Source organism: Streptomyces sp. NPDC107500, assembly GCF_055582785.1.
Window position 1 is genome coordinate 354,579 of sequence record NZ_JBVJPF010000002.1, and the last position, 18,134, is coordinate 372,712.

At 71.3% G+C, this 18,134-nt stretch carries 11 protein-coding genes; 6 read left to right on the plus strand and 5 right to left on the minus strand.

Going from position 1 to position 18,134, the window contains the following annotated elements:
* Positions 1 to 18 precede the first annotated feature (18 nt).
* Positions 19 to 900: a LysR substrate-binding domain-containing protein gene (locus ACZ67M_RS07665; protein ID WP_307016109.1), complete on the plus strand. Its 882-nt coding sequence runs from the start codon at positions 19 to 21 to the stop codon at positions 898 to 900.
* Here ACZ67M_RS07665 and ACZ67M_RS07670 read toward each other — a convergent pair.
* Positions 879 to 1,862, minus strand: a complete 984-nt coding sequence (locus tag ACZ67M_RS07670; protein ID WP_469849994.1) for an Lrp/AsnC family transcriptional regulator — start codon at positions 1,860 to 1,862, stop codon at positions 879 to 881. The two genes, ACZ67M_RS07665 and ACZ67M_RS07670, sit on opposite strands and share 22 nt — an antisense overlap.
* Positions 1,863 to 1,976: 114 nt before the next feature.
* Here ACZ67M_RS07670 and ACZ67M_RS07675 point away from each other — a divergent pair, with 114 nt between their 5' ends.
* The 3 genes from ACZ67M_RS07675 (at position 1,977) to ACZ67M_RS07685 (ending at position 6,438) form a co-directional block, all read left to right on the plus strand.
* Complete coding sequence (locus tag ACZ67M_RS07675; RefSeq protein ID WP_469849995.1) at positions 1,977 to 3,482, plus strand: MFS transporter; 1,506 nt, start codon at positions 1,977 to 1,979, stop codon at positions 3,480 to 3,482.
* 212 nt (positions 3,483 to 3,694) lie between these two features.
* A complete protein-coding gene (locus ACZ67M_RS07680; protein WP_361358694.1) occupies positions 3,695 to 5,521 on the plus strand; it encodes an AMP-dependent synthetase/ligase in 1,827 nt (608 codons plus the stop codon).
* Positions 5,522 to 5,604: 83 nt separating this feature from the next.
* Positions 5,605 to 6,438: an aldo/keto reductase gene (locus ACZ67M_RS07685; RefSeq protein WP_392013474.1), complete on the plus strand. Its 834-nt coding sequence runs from the start codon at positions 5,605 to 5,607 to the stop codon at positions 6,436 to 6,438.
* A gap of 169 nt (positions 6,439 to 6,607) precedes the next feature.
* Here the strand turns inward: ACZ67M_RS07685 and ACZ67M_RS07690 are convergent, their stop codons facing one another.
* Both ACZ67M_RS07690 and ACZ67M_RS07695 read right to left on the minus strand, forming a co-directional pair.
* Positions 6,608 to 7,528, minus strand: coding sequence for a class I SAM-dependent methyltransferase (locus ACZ67M_RS07690; protein WP_469849997.1), 921 nt, complete (start codon positions 7,526 to 7,528; stop codon positions 6,608 to 6,610).
* A gap of 152 nt (positions 7,529 to 7,680) precedes the next feature.
* Positions 7,681 to 9,399: a glycoside hydrolase family 6 protein gene (locus ACZ67M_RS07695; protein WP_361358686.1), complete on the minus strand. Its 1,719-nt coding sequence runs from the start codon at positions 9,397 to 9,399 to the stop codon at positions 7,681 to 7,683.
* A gap of 514 nt (positions 9,400 to 9,913) precedes the next feature.
* Here ACZ67M_RS07695 and ACZ67M_RS07700 point away from each other — a divergent pair.
* Both ACZ67M_RS07700 and ACZ67M_RS07705 read left to right on the plus strand, forming a co-directional pair.
* Positions 9,914 to 12,835: a glycoside hydrolase family 48 protein gene (locus tag ACZ67M_RS07700; protein WP_469850000.1), complete on the plus strand. Its 2,922-nt coding sequence runs from the start codon at positions 9,914 to 9,916 to the stop codon at positions 12,833 to 12,835.
* Positions 12,836 to 13,078: 243 nt separating this feature from the next.
* On the plus strand, positions 13,079 to 15,733 hold the full coding sequence (locus tag ACZ67M_RS07705; RefSeq protein ID WP_469850002.1) for a cellulose binding domain-containing protein: 2,655 nt from the start codon (positions 13,079 to 13,081) through the stop codon (positions 15,731 to 15,733).
* A 44-nt stretch (positions 15,734 to 15,777) separates the two neighbouring features.
* Here the strand turns inward: ACZ67M_RS07705 and ACZ67M_RS07710 are convergent, their stop codons facing one another.
* The gene (locus ACZ67M_RS07710; protein ID WP_469850003.1) at positions 15,778 to 17,694 is read right to left on the minus strand and encodes a caspase family protein; all 1,917 of its coding nucleotides are present in this window, start codon (positions 17,692 to 17,694) and stop codon (positions 15,778 to 15,780) included.
* Complete coding sequence (locus tag ACZ67M_RS07715; RefSeq protein ID WP_469850005.1) at positions 17,678 to 18,100, minus strand: hypothetical protein; 423 nt, start codon at positions 18,098 to 18,100, stop codon at positions 17,678 to 17,680. Before ACZ67M_RS07715 ends, ACZ67M_RS07710 begins: the two co-directional genes overlap by 17 nt.
* Positions 18,101 to 18,134: the final 34 nt, after the last annotated feature.

Consider the following 18,134-nt stretch of genomic DNA (forward strand, 5'->3'; position numbering starts at 1 on the left):
ACGCGATAGCCTGGTGGCGTGTACGACCCCTCCCACCTGCGTACGTTCCTGTCGGTCGCCCAGACGCTGAGTTTCACGCAGGCCGCCCGGCGGCTCGGGCTGCGCCAGTCCACCGTGAGCCAGCACGTGCGGCGGCTGGAGGACGCCACCGGGCGTCAGCTGTTCAGCCGCGACACGCACTCGGTGGAGCTGACGGAGGACGGGGAGGCGATGCTCGGGTTCGCCCGCCGGATCCTGGAGGTGCACGAGCAGGCCACCGCCTTCTTCACCGGCACCCGGCTGCGCGGGCGGCTCCGGTTCGGGGCCTCGGAGGACTTCGTGCTGACCCGGCTGCCGGAGATCCTGGAGGGCTTCCGGCACGACCACCCCGAGGTCGACCTGGAGCTGACGGTGGAGCTGTCGGGCACGCTGCACCGGCAGTTGGCCGACGGGGAGCTGGACCTGGTGCTGGCCAAGCGGCGGCCGGAGGACCCGCGGGGCGAGCCGGTCTGGAGCGACCGGCTGGTGTGGATCGGCGCGGAGCGGCTGCGTCTCGACCCCGACCGCCCGGTGCCGCTGATCGTCTATCCGCCGCCGGGCATCACCCGTGCGCTCGCCCTGGAGGCCCTCCAGCGGCAGGGCCGGGAGTGGCACGTCGCGTGCACCAGCGGGAGCCTCAACGGCCTGATCGCGGCCGCCCGCGCGGGCCTGGGCGTGATGGCGCACTCGCGCGGACTCGTCCCGCCCGGCCTGGTACGCGTCCCGGACCGGGCCGGACTGCCCGAGCTGGGCCGCGTCGACTTCGTGCTGGTGCACGGGCGGCGCCGGCCCTCCGCGCAGGGCGCGGCGGACGCGCTGGCGGCGGCGGTCCTCGCGGGCGGCGACCGGCTGCACCGGCCTCAGCGGGCGGGGCTCGGATAGGTGAGCTGCTTGACCCGGCGCAGGAAGGGCGACGCCTCCACGTGCTGGACGCCCTCCAGCCGGCCGAGCGGGCCGCTGAGGTAGGCGTAGAGGTCGGCGGTGCTGCGGACGACCGCCGTGGCGATGATGTTGGAGGGGCCGGCCGTGGCGGCGGCGTGGGCGATCTCGTCGTGCGCGGCGAGGGCCTGGCCGACCCGGTGGAGGGCGGCCGGGCTGGTGGTGATCCACAGGACGGCGGCGGTGGGGTAGCCGAGGATCTCGGAGTGGTACTCCACGTCGACGTAGACGGCCCCGGAGGTGAACAGCGCGGCCATGCGCCGCTTGACGGCGGACTCGGAACGACCGGTCGCCCGCCGCAACTCCGGGTGGGTGGCGCGCCCGTCGCGTTCCAGGACGGCCAGCAGCGGCTCGTCCTCGGGTTCGATGCGGGCCGGTTCCCGCGCCGCCGGGCCGTGCCGGGGGCGCAGGGCGGCGACCTCGTCGTCACTGAGCACGGCGAACTTGCGCAGCCAGCCGCTGGGTCCGCCGTAGAAGCGGTGCAGCATCTGGTGGGCGTGGATCTCCAGGACGCGCGGGGTGCGCGGCAGCTTGCCGAGCAGCAGGTCGTCCCGGTCCCCCGCGCTGCGCGGACGGGTACCGAAGATGATCTCCGTACCGCCCGCCGCCAGCCCGATCCAGCTGGTGTCGGGCCGCTTGGCGAGGGCGTCGGCGATGGCCGGGGCGCTGTCGGGGACGCAGCGCAGACGCAGCGTCCAGTGGTCCTGGCCGAGCCGCTGGGCGTCCCGCACGGCGACCACTCGCAGCCCGCCCTCGGCGCAGAGCCTGCGGTAGCGGCGGGCGACGGTCTGGTCGGAGACGCCGAGGACCGCCCCGATGCGGCTGAAGGAGGCGCGGCCGTTGACCTCCAGCGCGTCGAGGACGCGCAGGTCCAGCTCGTCGAAGGTGTCGGATTCCATCCGCATGGCCGCTGCTCCCATCGGATTTCGTCGGCCGGACGCCCAGGACCGGCGCGATCGGCCGGACGCGCCTCATCGTACGGAGGCACGGGAAGTCGTCGCACACAGGGAGAAGACGGAATGCGTACATGGGGGCCGCTCACGGCGGTGTGCCTCGGGACGTTCATGCTGCTGCTGGACGTGACGATCGCGGTCGTCGCGCTGCCGGACATGGCCCGGGGGCTGCACGCGTCGCTCAGCGATCTGCAATGGGTGATGGACGGCTACGCGCTGGCACTGGCGGCGCTGCTGCTCGGCATGGGGGCCGCCGCCGACGTACTGGGGCGGCGCCGGGTGCACGTGGCGGGCGTGGTGCTGTTCGCGGCGGCGTCGCTGCTGTGCGGGCTGGCCACCGGGCCGGGGATGCTGGTCGCCGCGCGCGGGCTCCAGGGCGTGGGCGCGGCGGCGATGTTCGCCACCACGCTGCCGCTGCTCGGCTCGGTGTACCAGGGGCGCCGGCGGTCGATGGCGCTCGGCGTGTGGGGCGCGGTCAGCGGTGCCGCGGCGGCCGTGGGGCCGGTGCTCGGCGGGCTGCTCACGGACGGTCCGGGCTGGCGGTGGATCTTCTGGGTGAACCTGCCGGTGAGCGTGGCGGCGGTCTGGCTGACGCTGCGCGTGGTGCCCGAGTCGCGCGGTGCGCGCGGGCGCCGCGTGGACTGGGCGGGTACGGCCACGTTCGCGGCGTTCGCGGGTGCGGTGACCTACGGGGCGGTGCGGGCCGGGTCGCACGGCTGGACGGAGGCGGGCACCCTCGTCTCCTTCGCCCTCGCGGCGGCGGCGCTGGGCGGCTTCGTCGCGGTCGAGCGCCGGGTCGCCGATCCGCTGCTCGACCCGCGGCTGTTCCTGCGGCCCGCGTTCTCGGGCGTGATGCTGGGCGCGCTGGCCTTCAACGCGGCGGCGTTCGGCGTGATGGCGTACACCTCCATCTGGCTTCAGACGCTGCTCGGGATGAGCCCGGTGCGGGGCGGGCTGGTGTTCGTGTGGCTGTCGCTGGCGTCGTTCGTGGTGGCCGCGGCGGGCGGGCGGCTGCTGCACGGGGTGCCCGCGCGCCTCACCATCGGGGGCGGGCTGCTGCTGATCGCGGCGGGGCAGTTCGCGATGGCGTTCCTGGACGCCTCGTCCGGCGCGTCCGCCCTGGTGCCGGGGCTGCTGCTGGTGGGCGTCGGTACGGGCCTGGTGTCGCCGGGGATCGCGGGCGCGGCGCTGGCGGCGGTGCCGTCGGAGCGGGCCGGGATGGCGGGCGGCGCCGTCAACACCTTCCGGCAGCTCGGGTACGCGCTCGGCATCGCCGTGTTCGGCACGGTGCTGACCTCGCGGATGACGGACACGCTGCCGTCCGACGCGGCGCACGGTCTGGCGGGCGGCGCGGCGAGCGCCCTGGAGGGCGTGTTCGGCGAGCACGCGCTGCGCGCCGCGTTCGCCTCCGGGCTGAACGCCGCGGCGCTGACCGCGGGCACGGTCGCGGCCGTCGCCGGGGTGCTGGTGCTCGTGCTGGTGCGGGCCGGCCGCGAGAGCCGCGAGACGCGCGTGACGGCCGCCGCGGAGCCGGCCGCGGGGAAGGAGCCGGCGACACCGTACCGGCGGTAAGTGGGTCGTACAGATTCGGTGGAGATTACGCCACCGAAACTTACTCAACCGTCAGGAAACTGTCCGACCCTTCCCCATGTGAGCGCATTTTCTCTCGCTGACCAGCGCGAACATGAGCCCTGCTCGAATTTGGCACCCCTCCCGTCCCCGCTTCGGGTGGGGTAGCTTTCACCGCGCTGTTCGGGGCTTCATTCCAGAGCGGGGAGCGGGGTTTGCGTGAGTTCACCAGTCCTCCCTTGACGTCGGCACCGCCGGTGGGCGGTCTGGCCGACGTCGTGTTCGAGCATGCCCAGGAGGATCCGGAGTACATCGTCCTGGGGCGCAAGGACGCGGCCGGGCAGTGGCGGGACGTCAGCGCGGGTGCGTTCCGCGACGAGGTGCTGGCGCTCGCCAAGGGGCTGCTCGCCCAGGGCATCCGCTTCGGCGACCGGGTCGCCATCATGTCCCGCACCCGCTACGAGTGGACCCTGTTCGACTTCGCCCTGTGGACGATCGGCGCCCAGGTGGTGCCGGTCTACCCGACCTCCTCGGCCGACCAGTGCATGTGGATGCTGTACGACGCCGAGGTGACGGCCGCGGTCGTGGAGCACGAGGACCACGCGATGACGATCGCCACCGTCATCGACCGGCTGCCGCACCTGCGCGGCCTGTGGCAGCTCGACTCGGGCGCCGTCCAGGAGCTGTACGACGCGGGGGCGCACCTCGACGACGAGGTGGTCCACCGGCACCGCAAGGCGGTCACGCCCGACTCGGTCGCCACCATCATCTACACCTCCGGCACCACCGGACGGCCCAAGGGCTGTGTCATCTCGCACGGCAACTTCATGTGGGAGGCGGACACCGTCATCGAGCGGTGGGAGCCGGTGTTCCACTCCAAGAAGGGCGACGAGGCGGCGACCCTGCTGTTCCTGCCGCTCGCCCACGTCTTCGGCCGGATGGTGGAGGTCGCGGCGGTCCGCGGCAAGGTCCGTTTCGGCCACCAGCCGCAGCTGAACGCCGCGGCGCTGCTGCCCGACCTGGCGGCTTTCAGACCCACGTTCATCCTGGCCGTGCCGTACATCTTCGAGAAGGTGTTCAACGCGGCCCGGCGCAAGGCCGAGAAGGAGGGCAAGGGCGGTCCCTTCGAGAAGGCCGTCGACGTGGCCGTCAAGTACGCCGACGCGGTGGAGGCGAAGGCCTGGGGCACCGGGCCGGGGCCGTCCGCGGGACTGCGGATGCAGCACCAGCTCTTCGACAAGCTCGTCTACGCCAAGGTGCGGGCGGCGATGGGCGGACGCATCCGCAACGCCATGTCGGGCGGCTCGGCGATGGACCGGCGGCTGGGCCTGTTCTTCGCGGGCGCGGGCGTGCAGATCTACGAGGGCTACGGCCTGACCGAGTCCACGGCGGCGGCCACCGCCAACCCGCCCGAGCGCACCCGCTACGGCACCGTCGGCCGCCCCGTCCCCGGCGTCACCGTGCACATCGCGGACGACGGCGAGATCTGGCTGAACGGCGAGAACGTCTTCCAGCACTACCTCAACAACCCGAAGGCCACCGACGAGACCCTGCACGACGGATGGCTGGCCACCGGCGACCTGGGCGCCCTGGACGAGGACGGCTACCTCACCATCACCGGCCGCAAGAAGGAGATCCTGGTGACCTCCGGCGGCAAGAGCGTCTCCCCGGGGCTGCTGGAGGAGCGCGTGCGGGACCACCCGCTGATCAACCAGTGCATCGTCGTCGGCAACGACCGGCCCTACGTCGCCGCCCTCATCACCCTGGACCAGGAGGCGGTCGAGCACTGGCTGGCGATGCGGAACAAGCCGCAGATGCCCCCGGCCGACCTGGTGCACGACTCCGACCTGGAGACGGAGGTGCGGCGCGCGGTCGTCGCGGCCAACACGCTCGTGTCGCAGGCCGAGTCGATCCGCACCTTCCGCATCCTCGCCCAGCCGTTCACCGAGGAGCACGGCCTGCTGACGCCTTCGCTGAAACTGAAGCGCAAGGCCATCGAGAAGGCCTACGGTGCCGAGGTCGCGGCCCTTTACACGGCGTGAGTTCCACGGTCAGGAATGCGCGAGGGCTCGTGATCGTTGACGATATGAGTACCACCTGACCACAACCGAAGGATCAAGAGCTCGTGAGCAGCAAGGTCCCCCCGATCATCCTGAACAACGGCGTCGAGATGCCCCAGCTGGGCTTCGGCGTCTGGCAGGTGCCGGACGACGAGGCGGAGACGGCCGTGGTCCAGGCGCTGGAGGCCGGGTACCGCAGCATCGACACCGCCGCGATCTACGGCAATGAAGAGGGCACCGGCAGGGCACTCGCCGCCTCCGGCGTGGCCCGCGAGGATCTCTTCGTCACCACCAAGCTCTGGAACAGCGAGCAGGGGTACGACTCCACCCTCCGCGCCTTCGACGCCTCACTGGCGAAGCTGGGCCTGGAGTACCTGGACCTCTACCTGATCCACTGGCCGGTGCCGGCCAAGGACCGGTATGTCGACACGTACAAGGCGTTCGAGAAGCTGCTCGCCGACGGGCGGGTGCGGGCCATCGGCGTCTCCAACTTCCTGCCGGAGCACCTGGAGCGGCTGACCGGCGAGACGTCCGTCGTTCCGGCCGTCAACCAGATCGAGCTGCACCCGCACCTCCAGCAGCACGCCTCCCGCGAGGCCCACGCGGAGCAGGGCATCGCCACCGAGGCGTGGTCCCCGCTCGGCTCCGGCAAGGGGATCCTGGAGATCCCGGCGATCGTGGCCATCGCGCAGAAGCACAACCGCACGCCGGCCCAGGTCGTGCTGCGCTGGCACCTCCAGCTCGGCAACGTGGTGATCCCGAAGTCCGTGACGCCGTCGCGGATCAAGGAGAACATCGACGTGTTCGGCTTCACCCTGGACACCGAGGACCTGGCGGCGATCAGCGCGCTGAACGAGGACCGTCGTCTGGGGTCGGACCCGGCGGAGGTCAACTCCTGAGCACCGCCTGAGCATCATGCGCGAGGGGAGGGGTCCGGCCGGACCCCTCCCCTCCCGTCACCGCCCTCCCCCACCTCTCGGCTTCGCTCGAGCCGGGGGGAACCCCCGTCGCCTCCGGTGATGAGCGCGACCGGCGCTCTCGACGTCAAGGGCCCGGCTCGGCGGCCTTTCAGACCGGCCGTACCGCCGTGTACACGGTGTGCGCCACCAGCACGAACACGTCCTGCCGCCGGTGCACGCTCCCCTCGTCCCCGGGGTCGAGCAGCCGGTCCAGGGTGTCCCGGTCCACGGCGTCCAGACCGTCGCCGACCCGCTCGCGGAGCCTGGAGAGGGAGGACGCCGCGTAGTCGCGGGCCGCGTCGGAGAGGGGCGCGGGCAGGTCGAGGAGGAAGCTGCGGGTGCCGGTGTGCTTCAGGCCGGCGGCGGTCAGCAGCGCGGGCCAGTCCTCCGTCTCGGGCACGGAGCCGGGCAGGCCGGCGCGCATCTCGGCGAAGAAGTCCTCCTCCACGGCGTGGATCCTGGCCTGGAGCCCGGGACGCCCGAATCCGATGTCGCGGGGCAGGAACCGGGCGGGCAGTCCGCCCTCCAGGATCGCCAGCGTGCCGCCGGGCGTGAGATACCCGCCGAGGGCGGCGAGGGCGGCGCGCTGGTCGCCGAGGTGGTGCAGGCTCTGACTCGCCCACATCAGGTCGGCCGGGTACTCCAGCTCGCTCAGCGCACCGGGCAGGTCGCCGGTGAGGGTGCCGAAGCGGTCGGCGACACCGAGCCGGGCGGCCCGGTCCCGGGCCCGTTCCAGCAGCGGACCGGCACCGTCGGCGGCGACGACGCGGGCGCCGGGGAAGACGTCGGCGAACAGGCAGGAGACGACGCCCGGTCCGCTGCCGACGTCGACGACCAGACCGGGATCGGTCACGTCCCGCGCCAGCCAGCTCATGGCCTGCCGGTACAGCGGCGTGTACAGCTCGGCCTGCGCCTCCAGCAGCGGGGCCATCTCGGCCCAGTCCAGGTCGGTGTGGTCGTGTCCGGTTCCGTGGCCGTGGCCGTGCCCGTGCCCGGAACCGTGCTCGTCGTGGTGGTGGTCGTGCGCCATGCTGGTCAGCCTCCCGTTCGCGGTGACCTCAGGGTGCGACGACTCGGCCGGTCCGTGCAAACAACTTTGCCGGTCCCGCAAAAAACGGGGAGGCCGCCGGGGTCCGGCCCGCAAGGACCGGACCCCGGTGACTCACCCCTGGGAGAAGCCGCTCACGACAGCGGCGGGTAGGCGTTCTTCATCAGCTCCTGGAACTGCGCGGAGAACCAGTGCCCGGAGACCGGGGCGTTCGCCAGCGCGCCCGAGGGGCTGTTGCCGTTGCGCGCGTTGCCCTCGTAGGTGGGGTCGCACATCCGGTCGAAGCCCTTGCCCTCGTCGTTCGGGATCTCCTTGCTCGCACCGTCGGACTCGCCCGGGGGCTTCATCCAGACGTACGCGTCGATCCCCGCGGCGGGACTGGCCTTCGGACGTTCGCCGAGGCCGGCTCCGGACTGGTTGCACCAGTTCCCGAGGTGGATGCGCCGGTCGTAGCGTCCGCCGTTCACGTAGGTGTCCACGTTGGTCGTGGCACCCGGACCGGTGGGCCGGGCGGTGCCGCCCCAGCCGTTGCGCGAGGTGTCGATCAGCATGCCGAGGTTCTGGTCGAAGCCGATCGAGACCAGCTTCGCGCGCATGGCCTGGGCGTAGGACAGCTCGTCGGTGTAGCGGTTCCAGTCGACCCACTTGGACTGGCGCACGGAGGTTCCGTTCACCGAGTCCTCGATCTTGAAGTTCTCCTCCTTCAGGGCGCTGTAGTTGGCGGTGTTCACGATGAAGCCGTGCACGTCGCCGACGGTCGCGCCCTCGGTGGTGGCGGCGGTCTTGAACATGTCGGCGGAGGCGCCGAAGTTGTCGTCCCAGCCGAGCCAGCCGTGGTGGCCGGCGTCGATGTAGTTGTAGACGTTGCCGATGTCGCCGAGCTTGTTCAGGGCGTAGCCGACGCCCTTCTGGTAGTTGCCGTTGGCCTTCATCACGTCGCAGTTCGGCGTGGCGGTCGGCCGGCCGCTGACATTGGTGACCAGGTTGGGCAGCGAGTCGATCTCGACCGTGGTGACGATCCTGAGACCCGCGTACTTCGGGTCGGCGAGGATCTCGGCGATCGGGTCGATGTACTGCGTCTTGTACTTGTCGATCTCCGTCGGGCCCAGTTCGCCGTTGGAGGCGAGGGCGGCGCAGTCGCGGCCGGGCAGGTTGTAGATGACGAGCTGGACGGCGAGTTCGCCGGAGCCCTTCTGCGTCAGCGCCTCGTCGAGGTGATCGCGCAGGCCCATGCCGCCGTTCACACCGTTGATGGCGGCGATCCGGTCGAGCCACACACCGGTGGGCTGGTTCGCGATCCGGGAGCCGCCCGGTTCGGCGGCCGCCTTCGCGGACCACTCGGGGTTCACGTAGACCTTGGCGCCGTCATAGGGGTTGTTCACCCGGTCGGACGGTCCGGTCGGGTCGGTCGGGTCCGGCGGGTCGGTCGGGCCGCCGTCGACGTTGCAGGTCACGCCGTTGAGGGTGAAGGTGGCCGGGACCGCGTTGGTGCCGCTGTAGGTGGCCTGGAAGCCGAAGCTCGCCGAACCGCCCGTGGCGAGGGTGCCGTTGTACGACTCGTTGGCCGCGGTGACGGCGGCACCGCTCTGGCTGACCTTCGCGTTCCAGCCGCCTGTGACCTTCTGGCTGCCGGCGTAGGTCCATCCCAGCGACCAGTTCGAGGTGGCGGCACCGTTGTTGGTGACGGTCACGGCGGCGGTGAAGCCGCTTCCCCAGTCGTTCTGCACCTTGTAGTCGACGGTACAGGCGGCGGCCGCGGCTCCGGCGCTCGCGGAGTGGGCGGCCAGCGCCGTGCCGGAGGCGCCGGCGACCAGCGTCAGGGCAGCGAGCATCGCGGTTCTGGTACGGGTCATGAGTGCGGGTTCCTTCTTTCGTGGGGGTGCGGGTGCTGTCGTCCGGGGCCGCGCGTCCATCGGCGCGGCCCGCTGCCGATCGGCATGGGGGTGCCGTCGTGATCGAAGGTCAGGAACAGCCCGCGGGCACGGTGCGGGAGCCCGGGGTGGGTGCGGGCCGGCGGACCGGCCGGGAACGCGCGGGAGGACAGGCCGCGGCTGCGGCTAAAAGTCCTGAACGCGGAAGGTGGAGCGGGGGGTGTCGCATGAGCGACTCCTTGCAGTTCGGGCACGCCGTGACGGTCGCGCCGACTGATGGAACCGCTCCCACTGGTTCAGCGAAGGTAGCGCCAAGTGACGGCAAAGAACAGAGGAGTTACCGACTTTCTCTCCGTCCGCCCTGTCGAATCTTTTCGACTCTTCACGCATCTTGACCGCCGATGCCCCCCTCTCCACTATGGGAGCGCTCCCACTGGTTCAAGGCTTGTTGCTCCTCCCCCACCCCCTCCCCGAGCCGCAAGGAGGAACCAGCACCATGCACCCCCGACACAGACGCAGACGCCGCACCGCGCGGCGGCTGTGGACCGCCGCGCTGGCGGCCCTCGCACTGCCCCTCACGATGCTGAGCGCCGGTTCGACTCCCGCCCAGGCGGCCGCACTTCAGTGCAGCGTGGACTACAGGACGAACGACTGGGGCTCGGGATTCACCGCGGAGCTGACACTCACCAACCGCGGCACCGACGCCATCGACGGCTGGACGCTGACGTACACCTACGCGGGCGACCAGAAGCTGAGCAACGGCTGGAACGGCACCTGGTCCCAGTCGGGCCGGAACGTCACGGTCAGGAACGCCTCGTACAACGGGCGGGTCGCCGCCGGGGCCGCCGTCACCACCGGGGGGCAGTTCACGTACAGCGGCACCAACGCGGCCCCCACGGGCTTCGCGGTCAACGGCACCTCGTGCGTCGGCGCGCACCAGCCGCCGATCACGGTGCTGACCAGCCCGCAGGCGGGCGCGGTGTACTCGCAGGGCGAGGCGGTGCCGCTCGCGGCCACGGCCGCCGCGGCCGACGGCGCCGGCGTCAGCAAGGTGGAGTTCTACGACGACACCACCCTGCTCGGCACCGACACCAGCGCGCCCTACACACACTCGGCCTCCGGCTTGACCGTGGGCAGTCATTCCCTGGTGGCGAAGGCGTACGACAGCACGGGCGCCTCCGGCAGTTCGACGCCGGTCGGCATCACCGTCGCCTCGGGACCGATCGTGGTCGCCTCACCCGGCCAACTCGGCGTCCAGCAGGGCGAGTCGGGGACGTACGAGGTCAAGCTGTCGAAGCAGCCGACCGCCGGTGTCACCGTCACGACGACCCGCGCGAGCGGCAACACGGGGCTCTCGCTCACCGGCGGGGCGACCCTCACCTTCACCCCGTCGAACTGGAACACCGCCCAGCGGGTGACCGTCTCCGCGGACGCGTCGGGCACCGGCTCGGCGGTCTTCGAGTCGACGGCTCCCGGCCACGGCAAGGCCGCGGTCACCGTGACCCAGCTGGCCGCGGCGAAGGACTACGACGCCCGCTTCCTGGAGCTGTACGGGAAGATCACCGACCCCGCGAACGGCTACTTCTCCCCCGAGGGCATCCCGTACCACTCGGTCGAGACACTGATCGTCGAGGCCCCCGACCACGGGCACGAGACGACCTCGGAGGCGTACAGCTACCTGCTGTGGCTCCAGGCCATGTACGGCAAGGTGACCGGCGACTGGTCGAGGTTCAACAACGCCTGGGAGATCATGGAGACGTACATGATCCCCACCCACGCCGACCAGCCGACCAACTCGGCCTACAACGCCTCGAAGCCGGCGACCTACGCACCCGAACTGGACACGCCGAACGAGTATCCGGCACCCCTGGACGGCGCGGTCTCCGTCGGTCCCGACCCGATCGCCGCCGAGCTGAAGTCGGCGTACGGCACCGGGGACGTCTACGGCATGCACTGGCTCCAGGACGTCGACAACACCTACGGCTACGGCAACTCGCCGGGCAAGTGCGAGGCGGGTCCGGCGGACACCGGCCCCTCGTACATCAACACCTTCCAGCGCGGCGCGCAGGAGTCGGTGTGGGAGACGGTGCCGCAGCCGACCTGCGACGCCTTCAAGTACGGCGGCCGCAACGGCTACCTGGACCTGTTCACCGGCGACGCGTCCTACGCGAAGCAGTGGAAGTTCACCAACGCCCCGGACGCCGACGCACGGGCCGTGCAGGCCGCGTACTGGGCGGACGTCTGGGCCGAGGAGCAGGGCAAGGGCGACGAGATCGCCGGGACCCTCGACAAGGCCGCGAAGATGGGCGACTACCTGCGCTACGCCATGTTCGACAAGTACTTCAAGAAGGTCGGCAACTGCGTCGGGCCGTCGAGCTGCCCGGCCGGCACCGGCAAGGACTCCTCGCACTACCTGCTGTCCTGGTACTACGCCTGGGGCGGCGCGGTGGACACCTCGGCGGGCTGGGCCTGGCGCATCGGTTCCAGCCACACCCACGGCGGCTACCAGAACCCGCTGGCCGCGTACGCGCTGAGCACCTACGCCGACCTCAAGCCCAAGTCGGCCACCGGCGCCTCCGACTGGGCCAAGTCCCTCGACCGGCAGGTGGAGTTCTACCGCTGGCTTCAGTCCGACGAGGGGGCCATCGCGGGCGGCGCGACCAACAGCTGGGCGGGCCGGTACGCGACACCGCCGGCCGGTACGCCGACCTTCTACGGCATGTACTACGACGAGAAGCCGGTCTACCACGACCCGCCGTCCAACCAGTGGTTCGGCTTCCAGGCGTGGTCCATGGAGCGGGTCGCCGAGTACTACCAGCAGAGCGGCGACGCGGCGGCGAAGGAGGTCCTGGACAAGTGGGTCGACTGGGCGCTGTCGGAGACGACGGTCAACCCGGACGGCACCTTCCGGATCCCCTCGACGATGCAGTGGTCGGGGCAGCCCGACACCTGGAACGCGTCCTCCCCGGGTGACAACGGCGACCTGCACGTCACCGTCTCCGACTACACCAACGACGTCGGTGTGGCGGCGGCCTACGCCAAGACCCTGACGTACTACGCCGACCGCTCGGGCGACACGGAGGCGGCCGCGACCGCCAAGGCGCTGCTCGACGGCATGTGGGAGAACAACCAGGACGCGCTCGGCATCGCCGTCCCGGAGACCCGCGCCGACTACAACCGCTTCGACGACCCGGTGCACGTCCCGAACGGCTGGACCGGGACCATGCCGAACGGCGACACGATCGACGCGTCGTCGACGTTCTCCTCGATCCGCTCCTTCTACCAGGACGACCCGGCCTGGTCGAAGATCGAGGACTATCTCGCGGGCGGTGCCGCGCCCACCTTCACATACCACCGGTTCTGGGCGCAGGCGGACATCGCCCTCGCCATGGGTTCGTACGCGGAGCTACTGGAATAGCCCCCGCGGGGCGCTCCGCGGGTTGGGCGGTTGTTCGGCTGCGGGTCCGTTGTGGGTGATCGCGCCCGCGCGGCGGTAGCCGCATGTCGACACAGACCCGCGCCCCTTTGGGGCGCCTCAAGGCTCCGTGTGCTGGTCCTGTCACCGGACGACGGGACCGAACCGCCGGGCGGCCCTCGTTCATGGCGAGGGCCGCCCGTGCTCGTATGCGTTCTGCTCCTGACGGAAGGACGGTTCCCCACCGTGCGAAGAACCAGGACCCTCACCGTTCTGCTGGCGCTCGCGGCCGGTCTCCTGGCGGGCAGCCCGCCCACCGCACTGGCCGCCGGCACACCGGAGGCGGCCGTCACCGCCGACACCTACACCTGGAGGAACGCCCGTGTCGACGGCGGCGGATTCGTCCCCGGCATCGTCTTCAACCGCACCGAGAAGGACCTGGCCTACGCCCGCACCGACATCGGCGGCGCCTACCGCTGGCAGGAGTCGTCCCACACCTGGACGCCGCTCCTCGACCACGTCGGCTGGGACGACTGGGGGCACACGGGCGTGGCCAGTATCGCCTCCGACTCCGTCGACCCCGACCGGGTGTACGCGGCGGTCGGCACCTACACCAACGACTGGGACCCGGGCGACGGCGCGGTGCTCCGCTCCGCCGACCGGGGCGCGACCTGGGCGAAGACGGACCTGCCGTTCAAGCTGGGCGGCAACATGCCGGGCCGGGGCATGGGCGAGCGCCTGGCCGTCGACCCGCACGACAACGACGTGCTCTACCTGGGCGCGCCCAGCGGCCACGGCCTGTGGCGGTCCACCGACGCCGGCGTGACCTGGTCGGAGGTGACGGCCTTCCCGAACCCCGGGAACTACGCGCAGGACCCCGCCGACACGTCCGGCTACGCCTCCGACAACCAGGGCGTCACCTGGGTGACCTTCGACGAGTCGACGGGGTCGGCGGGAGCGGCGACGAAGACCGTCTACGTCGGCGTCGCCGACAAGGAGAACGCCGTCTACCGCTCCACGGACGCGGGCGCGACCTGGGAGCGGGTCGCCGGCCAGCCCACCGGGTACCTGGCCCACAAGGGCGTCCTGGACGCGGAGAACGGACACCTGTACCTGGCCTACAGCGACACGGGCGGGCCGTACGACGGCGGCAAGGGGCGGCTGTACCGGTACGCCACGGCGACGGGCACCTGGACGGACATCAGCCCGGTCGCGGAGGCGGACACCTACTTCGGGTTCAGCGGCCTGACCGTCGACCGGCAGAACCCGGGGACGGTCATGGCGACGGCGTACAGCTCCTGGTGGCCGGACACGCAGATCTTCCGCTCGACGGACAGCGGCGCGACCTGGACGCAGGCGTGGGAGTACACGTCGTACCCGACCCGCGAGAACCGCTACACCATGGACGTCTCCTCCTCCCCGTGGCTCACCTGGGGCGCGAACCCGGCCCCGCCCGAGCAGACCCCGAAGCTGGGCTGGATGACGGAGGCGCTGGAGATCGACCCGTTCGACCCGGACCGGATGATGTACGGCACGGGCGCCACGGTCTACGGCACCGAGAACCTCACGAACTGGGACGACGAGGGCGGCACCTTCGCCATCGAGCCCATGGTGCGCGGCCTGGAGGAGACGGCGGTCAACGACCTGGCCGCACCCCCGTCCGGCGCCCCGCTGCTCAGCGCGCTGGGCGACGTCGGCGGCTTCCGGCACACCAGCCTGACCGAGGTCCCGTCGATGATGTACACCTCCCCGAACTTCACCTCCACCACGAGCCTCGACTTCGCCGAGAAGAACCCGGACACGGTCGTCCGGGCCGGCAACCTGGACTCCGGCCCGCACATCGCGTTCTCCACGGACAACGGCGCCAACTGGTTCGGCGGCAGCGACCCGGCGGGGGTGAGCGGCGGCGGCACGGTCGCGGCGGGCGCGGACGGCGGGCGCTTCGTGTGGAGCCCCGAGGGCGCCGGCGTGCACCACACGACGGGCTTCGGCACGTCCTGGCAGGCGTCGAGCGGCATCCCGGCCGGGGCGGTCGTCGAGTCCGACCGCGTCGACCCGCAGACCTTCTACGGCTTCAAGTCCGGGACGTTCTACGTCAGCACGGACGGCGGCGCGACCTTCACCGCCTCGCCGGCGGCCGGCCTGCCCTCCGGTGACAGCGTCCGCTTCAAGGCGCTGCCCGGCGCCGAGGGCGACGTCTGGCTGGCCGGCGGGGCGGCGGACGGCCCGTACGGCCTGTGGCACTCGACGGACGGCGGCACCACCTTCACCAAGCTGGCCGGCGTCGACGCGGCCGACACCATCGGCTTCGGCAAGGCGGCCCCGGGCGCGACCTACCAGACCCTCTACTCCAGTGCGGAGATCGGCGGCGTCCGCGGCATCTTCCGCTCCACCGACGCGGGAGCTAGCTGGACCAGGGTCAACGACGACGCGCACCAGTGGGGCTGGACGGGCGCCGCCATCACCGGGGACCCGCGGGTGTACGGCCGGGTGTACGTGGCGACCAACGGCCGGGGGATCGTGTACGGCGACACGGCGGGCGACGGCGGCACCGACCCGGGCCCCGACCCGGGACCCACCGGCGCCTGCGAGGTGACGTACACGGTCACGAACCAGTGGCCCGGCGGCTTCCAGGCGGACGTCCGGCTCACCAACACCGGCACGGCGGCCTGGAACGGCTGGTCCCTCGACTGGACGTTCGCGGGCGGCCAGGGGGTGTCCCGGATGTGGAACGCCGAGCACACTCGGTCGGCCACCACGGTGACGGCGAGCAACGTCGGCTGGAACGCCCGCGTCGCCCCCGGCGCCTCGGTGAGCTTCGGCTTCACGGGCAGCTGGACGGGGACGAACGCGAAGCCGTCCGGTTTCCGGCTCGGTGAGCACAGCTGCACGCTGGAGTGACCCCGGGCCGGGGCGCGTACCGTACGGCGCGCGCCCCGGCCCGGTCAGGCCGATGGGTCGGACCCGGTCGGGGTGCCACCGTCATCCAGGCTTTCCCGGGCCTCTGCTCTGAGCTGGGCGATGATCTCGCTCCGGGACTCGTCGATCCCGGCCGCCAGGCCGCTCACCTGTGTCACGAGGTCCGAGGTGATCTCGGTGATGTCGTGGGGTTCCAGCGGCGAACCGTGGAGTTCCGAGACCGCCTCGCGCAGATCCCGGAGGGCCGCGAGCATCTCGCGGACGTCACTCGCCTCCTTCACATTCGTCAGCAGTGTGCTGGTACGCCGGTGCAGCGCCTTCGCACACGCCTCCTCGTCCAGGGGGCGGGTGAGTTCGGCCACCGCCTCCTCCACCACACCGCTGACAAACGTCTGGAGGTCACGGTCGTCGGCTTCCTCCAGGAAGTCGCGCACCTGTCCGAACACCGTGCGCAGTCCCTCCGCCAGCGTCCGGAGTGCGGTTGCCCCGTCCGCGTCGACGAAACGGCTCCTGCGGACGGCAGCGGCCAGTTCCCCGACCAGTTGCGGCACGGGGCCCCGTCCTCCGAGACCACGGAGGACGTGGGCCAGCGCCCGCAGATCTTCGGCGACCGTCTCCAGTGCCGCCAGTTGATCGGGTACCTGGTCCTCTCCCTGCCCGACGGGCTCGGTCGCCGTCCTGCGTATCGTGCGCGCAACGGCCTCGACGAACGTCCTGGCGGCGAGGGTCAACCGGCGCAGTTGCAGATACCGCTCGAAGCGCGTGAGCAGGGTCCCGAACAGTTCGAGGTAGTCGATCACCACTCTGAACAGTTCGTCCACGGCCTCGGACGAGGCGGCGTCGGCCACCTGGGCCAGCAGGGCGTCGCACAGGTCCGTCACGGCGAGGACCAGCACCGCGTCCCCGTTGAGGCTGTCCAGCGCGTGCAGAATGTCGTAGGCCGCGTCGACCAGACGCGTGGGCCGCCCCGGTGGGTCCACGGCGGCGACCATGTCACGCCACAGAACGCTCCCCTCGTGCGTACGCAACAGGTGCCGGAGCTTGTCGAGGGTGGCGAGGAGGAGATCCCGGGCTTCGACCGCGTGCGGGAAAGCGTGCAGCGCGTTCGCCATGGTGCCGGCCACGGTGCTTCCACCGGGCAGCACGAGGAGCGGGGCGGACGGCCGGTGGTAGGGGTTGCGGGCGATCCACACACTGCCGCGCCCGTCGCTGTACAGCTCCGGTGTCTGCGGGTCCCGGTTCCTCACGAGCGTCTCGGTCACGAAGTCGTACAGCTCGGATATCGAGACGTAACCGTCACGGTCCCGGTCGGCCAGACCGTTCCTGATGCCGTCCAACAGGACCGAGGTGAAGACCGAGCGCGGCCGCAACCCGGGCAGGGCACCGGAACCCTCCTCGTACGAGTACTGGAACGACGTGGAAGAGGTGAGGATGATGCGGCCCCGGCCCGACAGATGCACGGGCAGGTCCACCTTGCTCCTCGCGCCGCGCGACACGAGGCCGCGGCGGAACGCCCCGCTGAAGCAGCAGTCGAGGATGACCACCTGGGTCCGTGCGTCGCACTCGTCCAACTGCACCAGGATCGCCCGCGGGTTGAGTCCCGTCTGGGCCAGGCGGTCGGCCTCGGAGTCCTTCGCGGCGAGGTAGTAGCGGTTCTGCACGTCCTTCACCCCGTGGCAGGAGAAGTAGACGAGCACGAGGTCGTCCGGTTCCGACTCGGCGAGAAAGGACTTGAGGGCACGCTCGATCTCGTCCGCGAGACCGTTGAACATCTTGGTGACGTCGAACTGGCCCAGTCCCGGATCTCCGAGCACCTCGGCGAGGGCCTCGGCGTCGCCCGCCGGTGCGACCAGTTTCGTGAACTCCGGGTCCTCGTACGTGTCCGTGGCTATCAGAAGGGCCCTGCGCCGTCCGCGCCCGCGGTTGTCAGGACGCCGGGTCACCGTGGGTTCCGGGTGTCTCGTCGTCGCCCGCCCCGGAGGCGGCATTGTTCCTGAGCCACTCCGCGATCAGGGCCTGCTCCTCCTCCTTGGGGTGCCCCGTCACCGTCAGGCTTCCCGACGGCCCCGTCAGCTCGACCGAGCGGTGCTGTGCCCTGCCCACCCAGCCTGCTGCCAGGCGTACCACCTCGGAGAGGACCGGTGACGCGACGAGGGCCGCGACGAGGGACAGCGTGAGCGGATCCCCTTTGGTGCCCTGCGGGGCCCGCTGCCCGGTCCGGGGACGGACGAGTTGGGCGCCGAGATCACTCAGTCCGCTCCTGAACGGCTCAGCCGCTTCATGCCAGTCGTCCGGTTCCAGCGTGTCGTCGTACAGGCGCAAAGTGACGGGTACGCGTTCCGTGCTCATCAGTCCCCCACATGCCGTCGCGTTACGCGGTCAG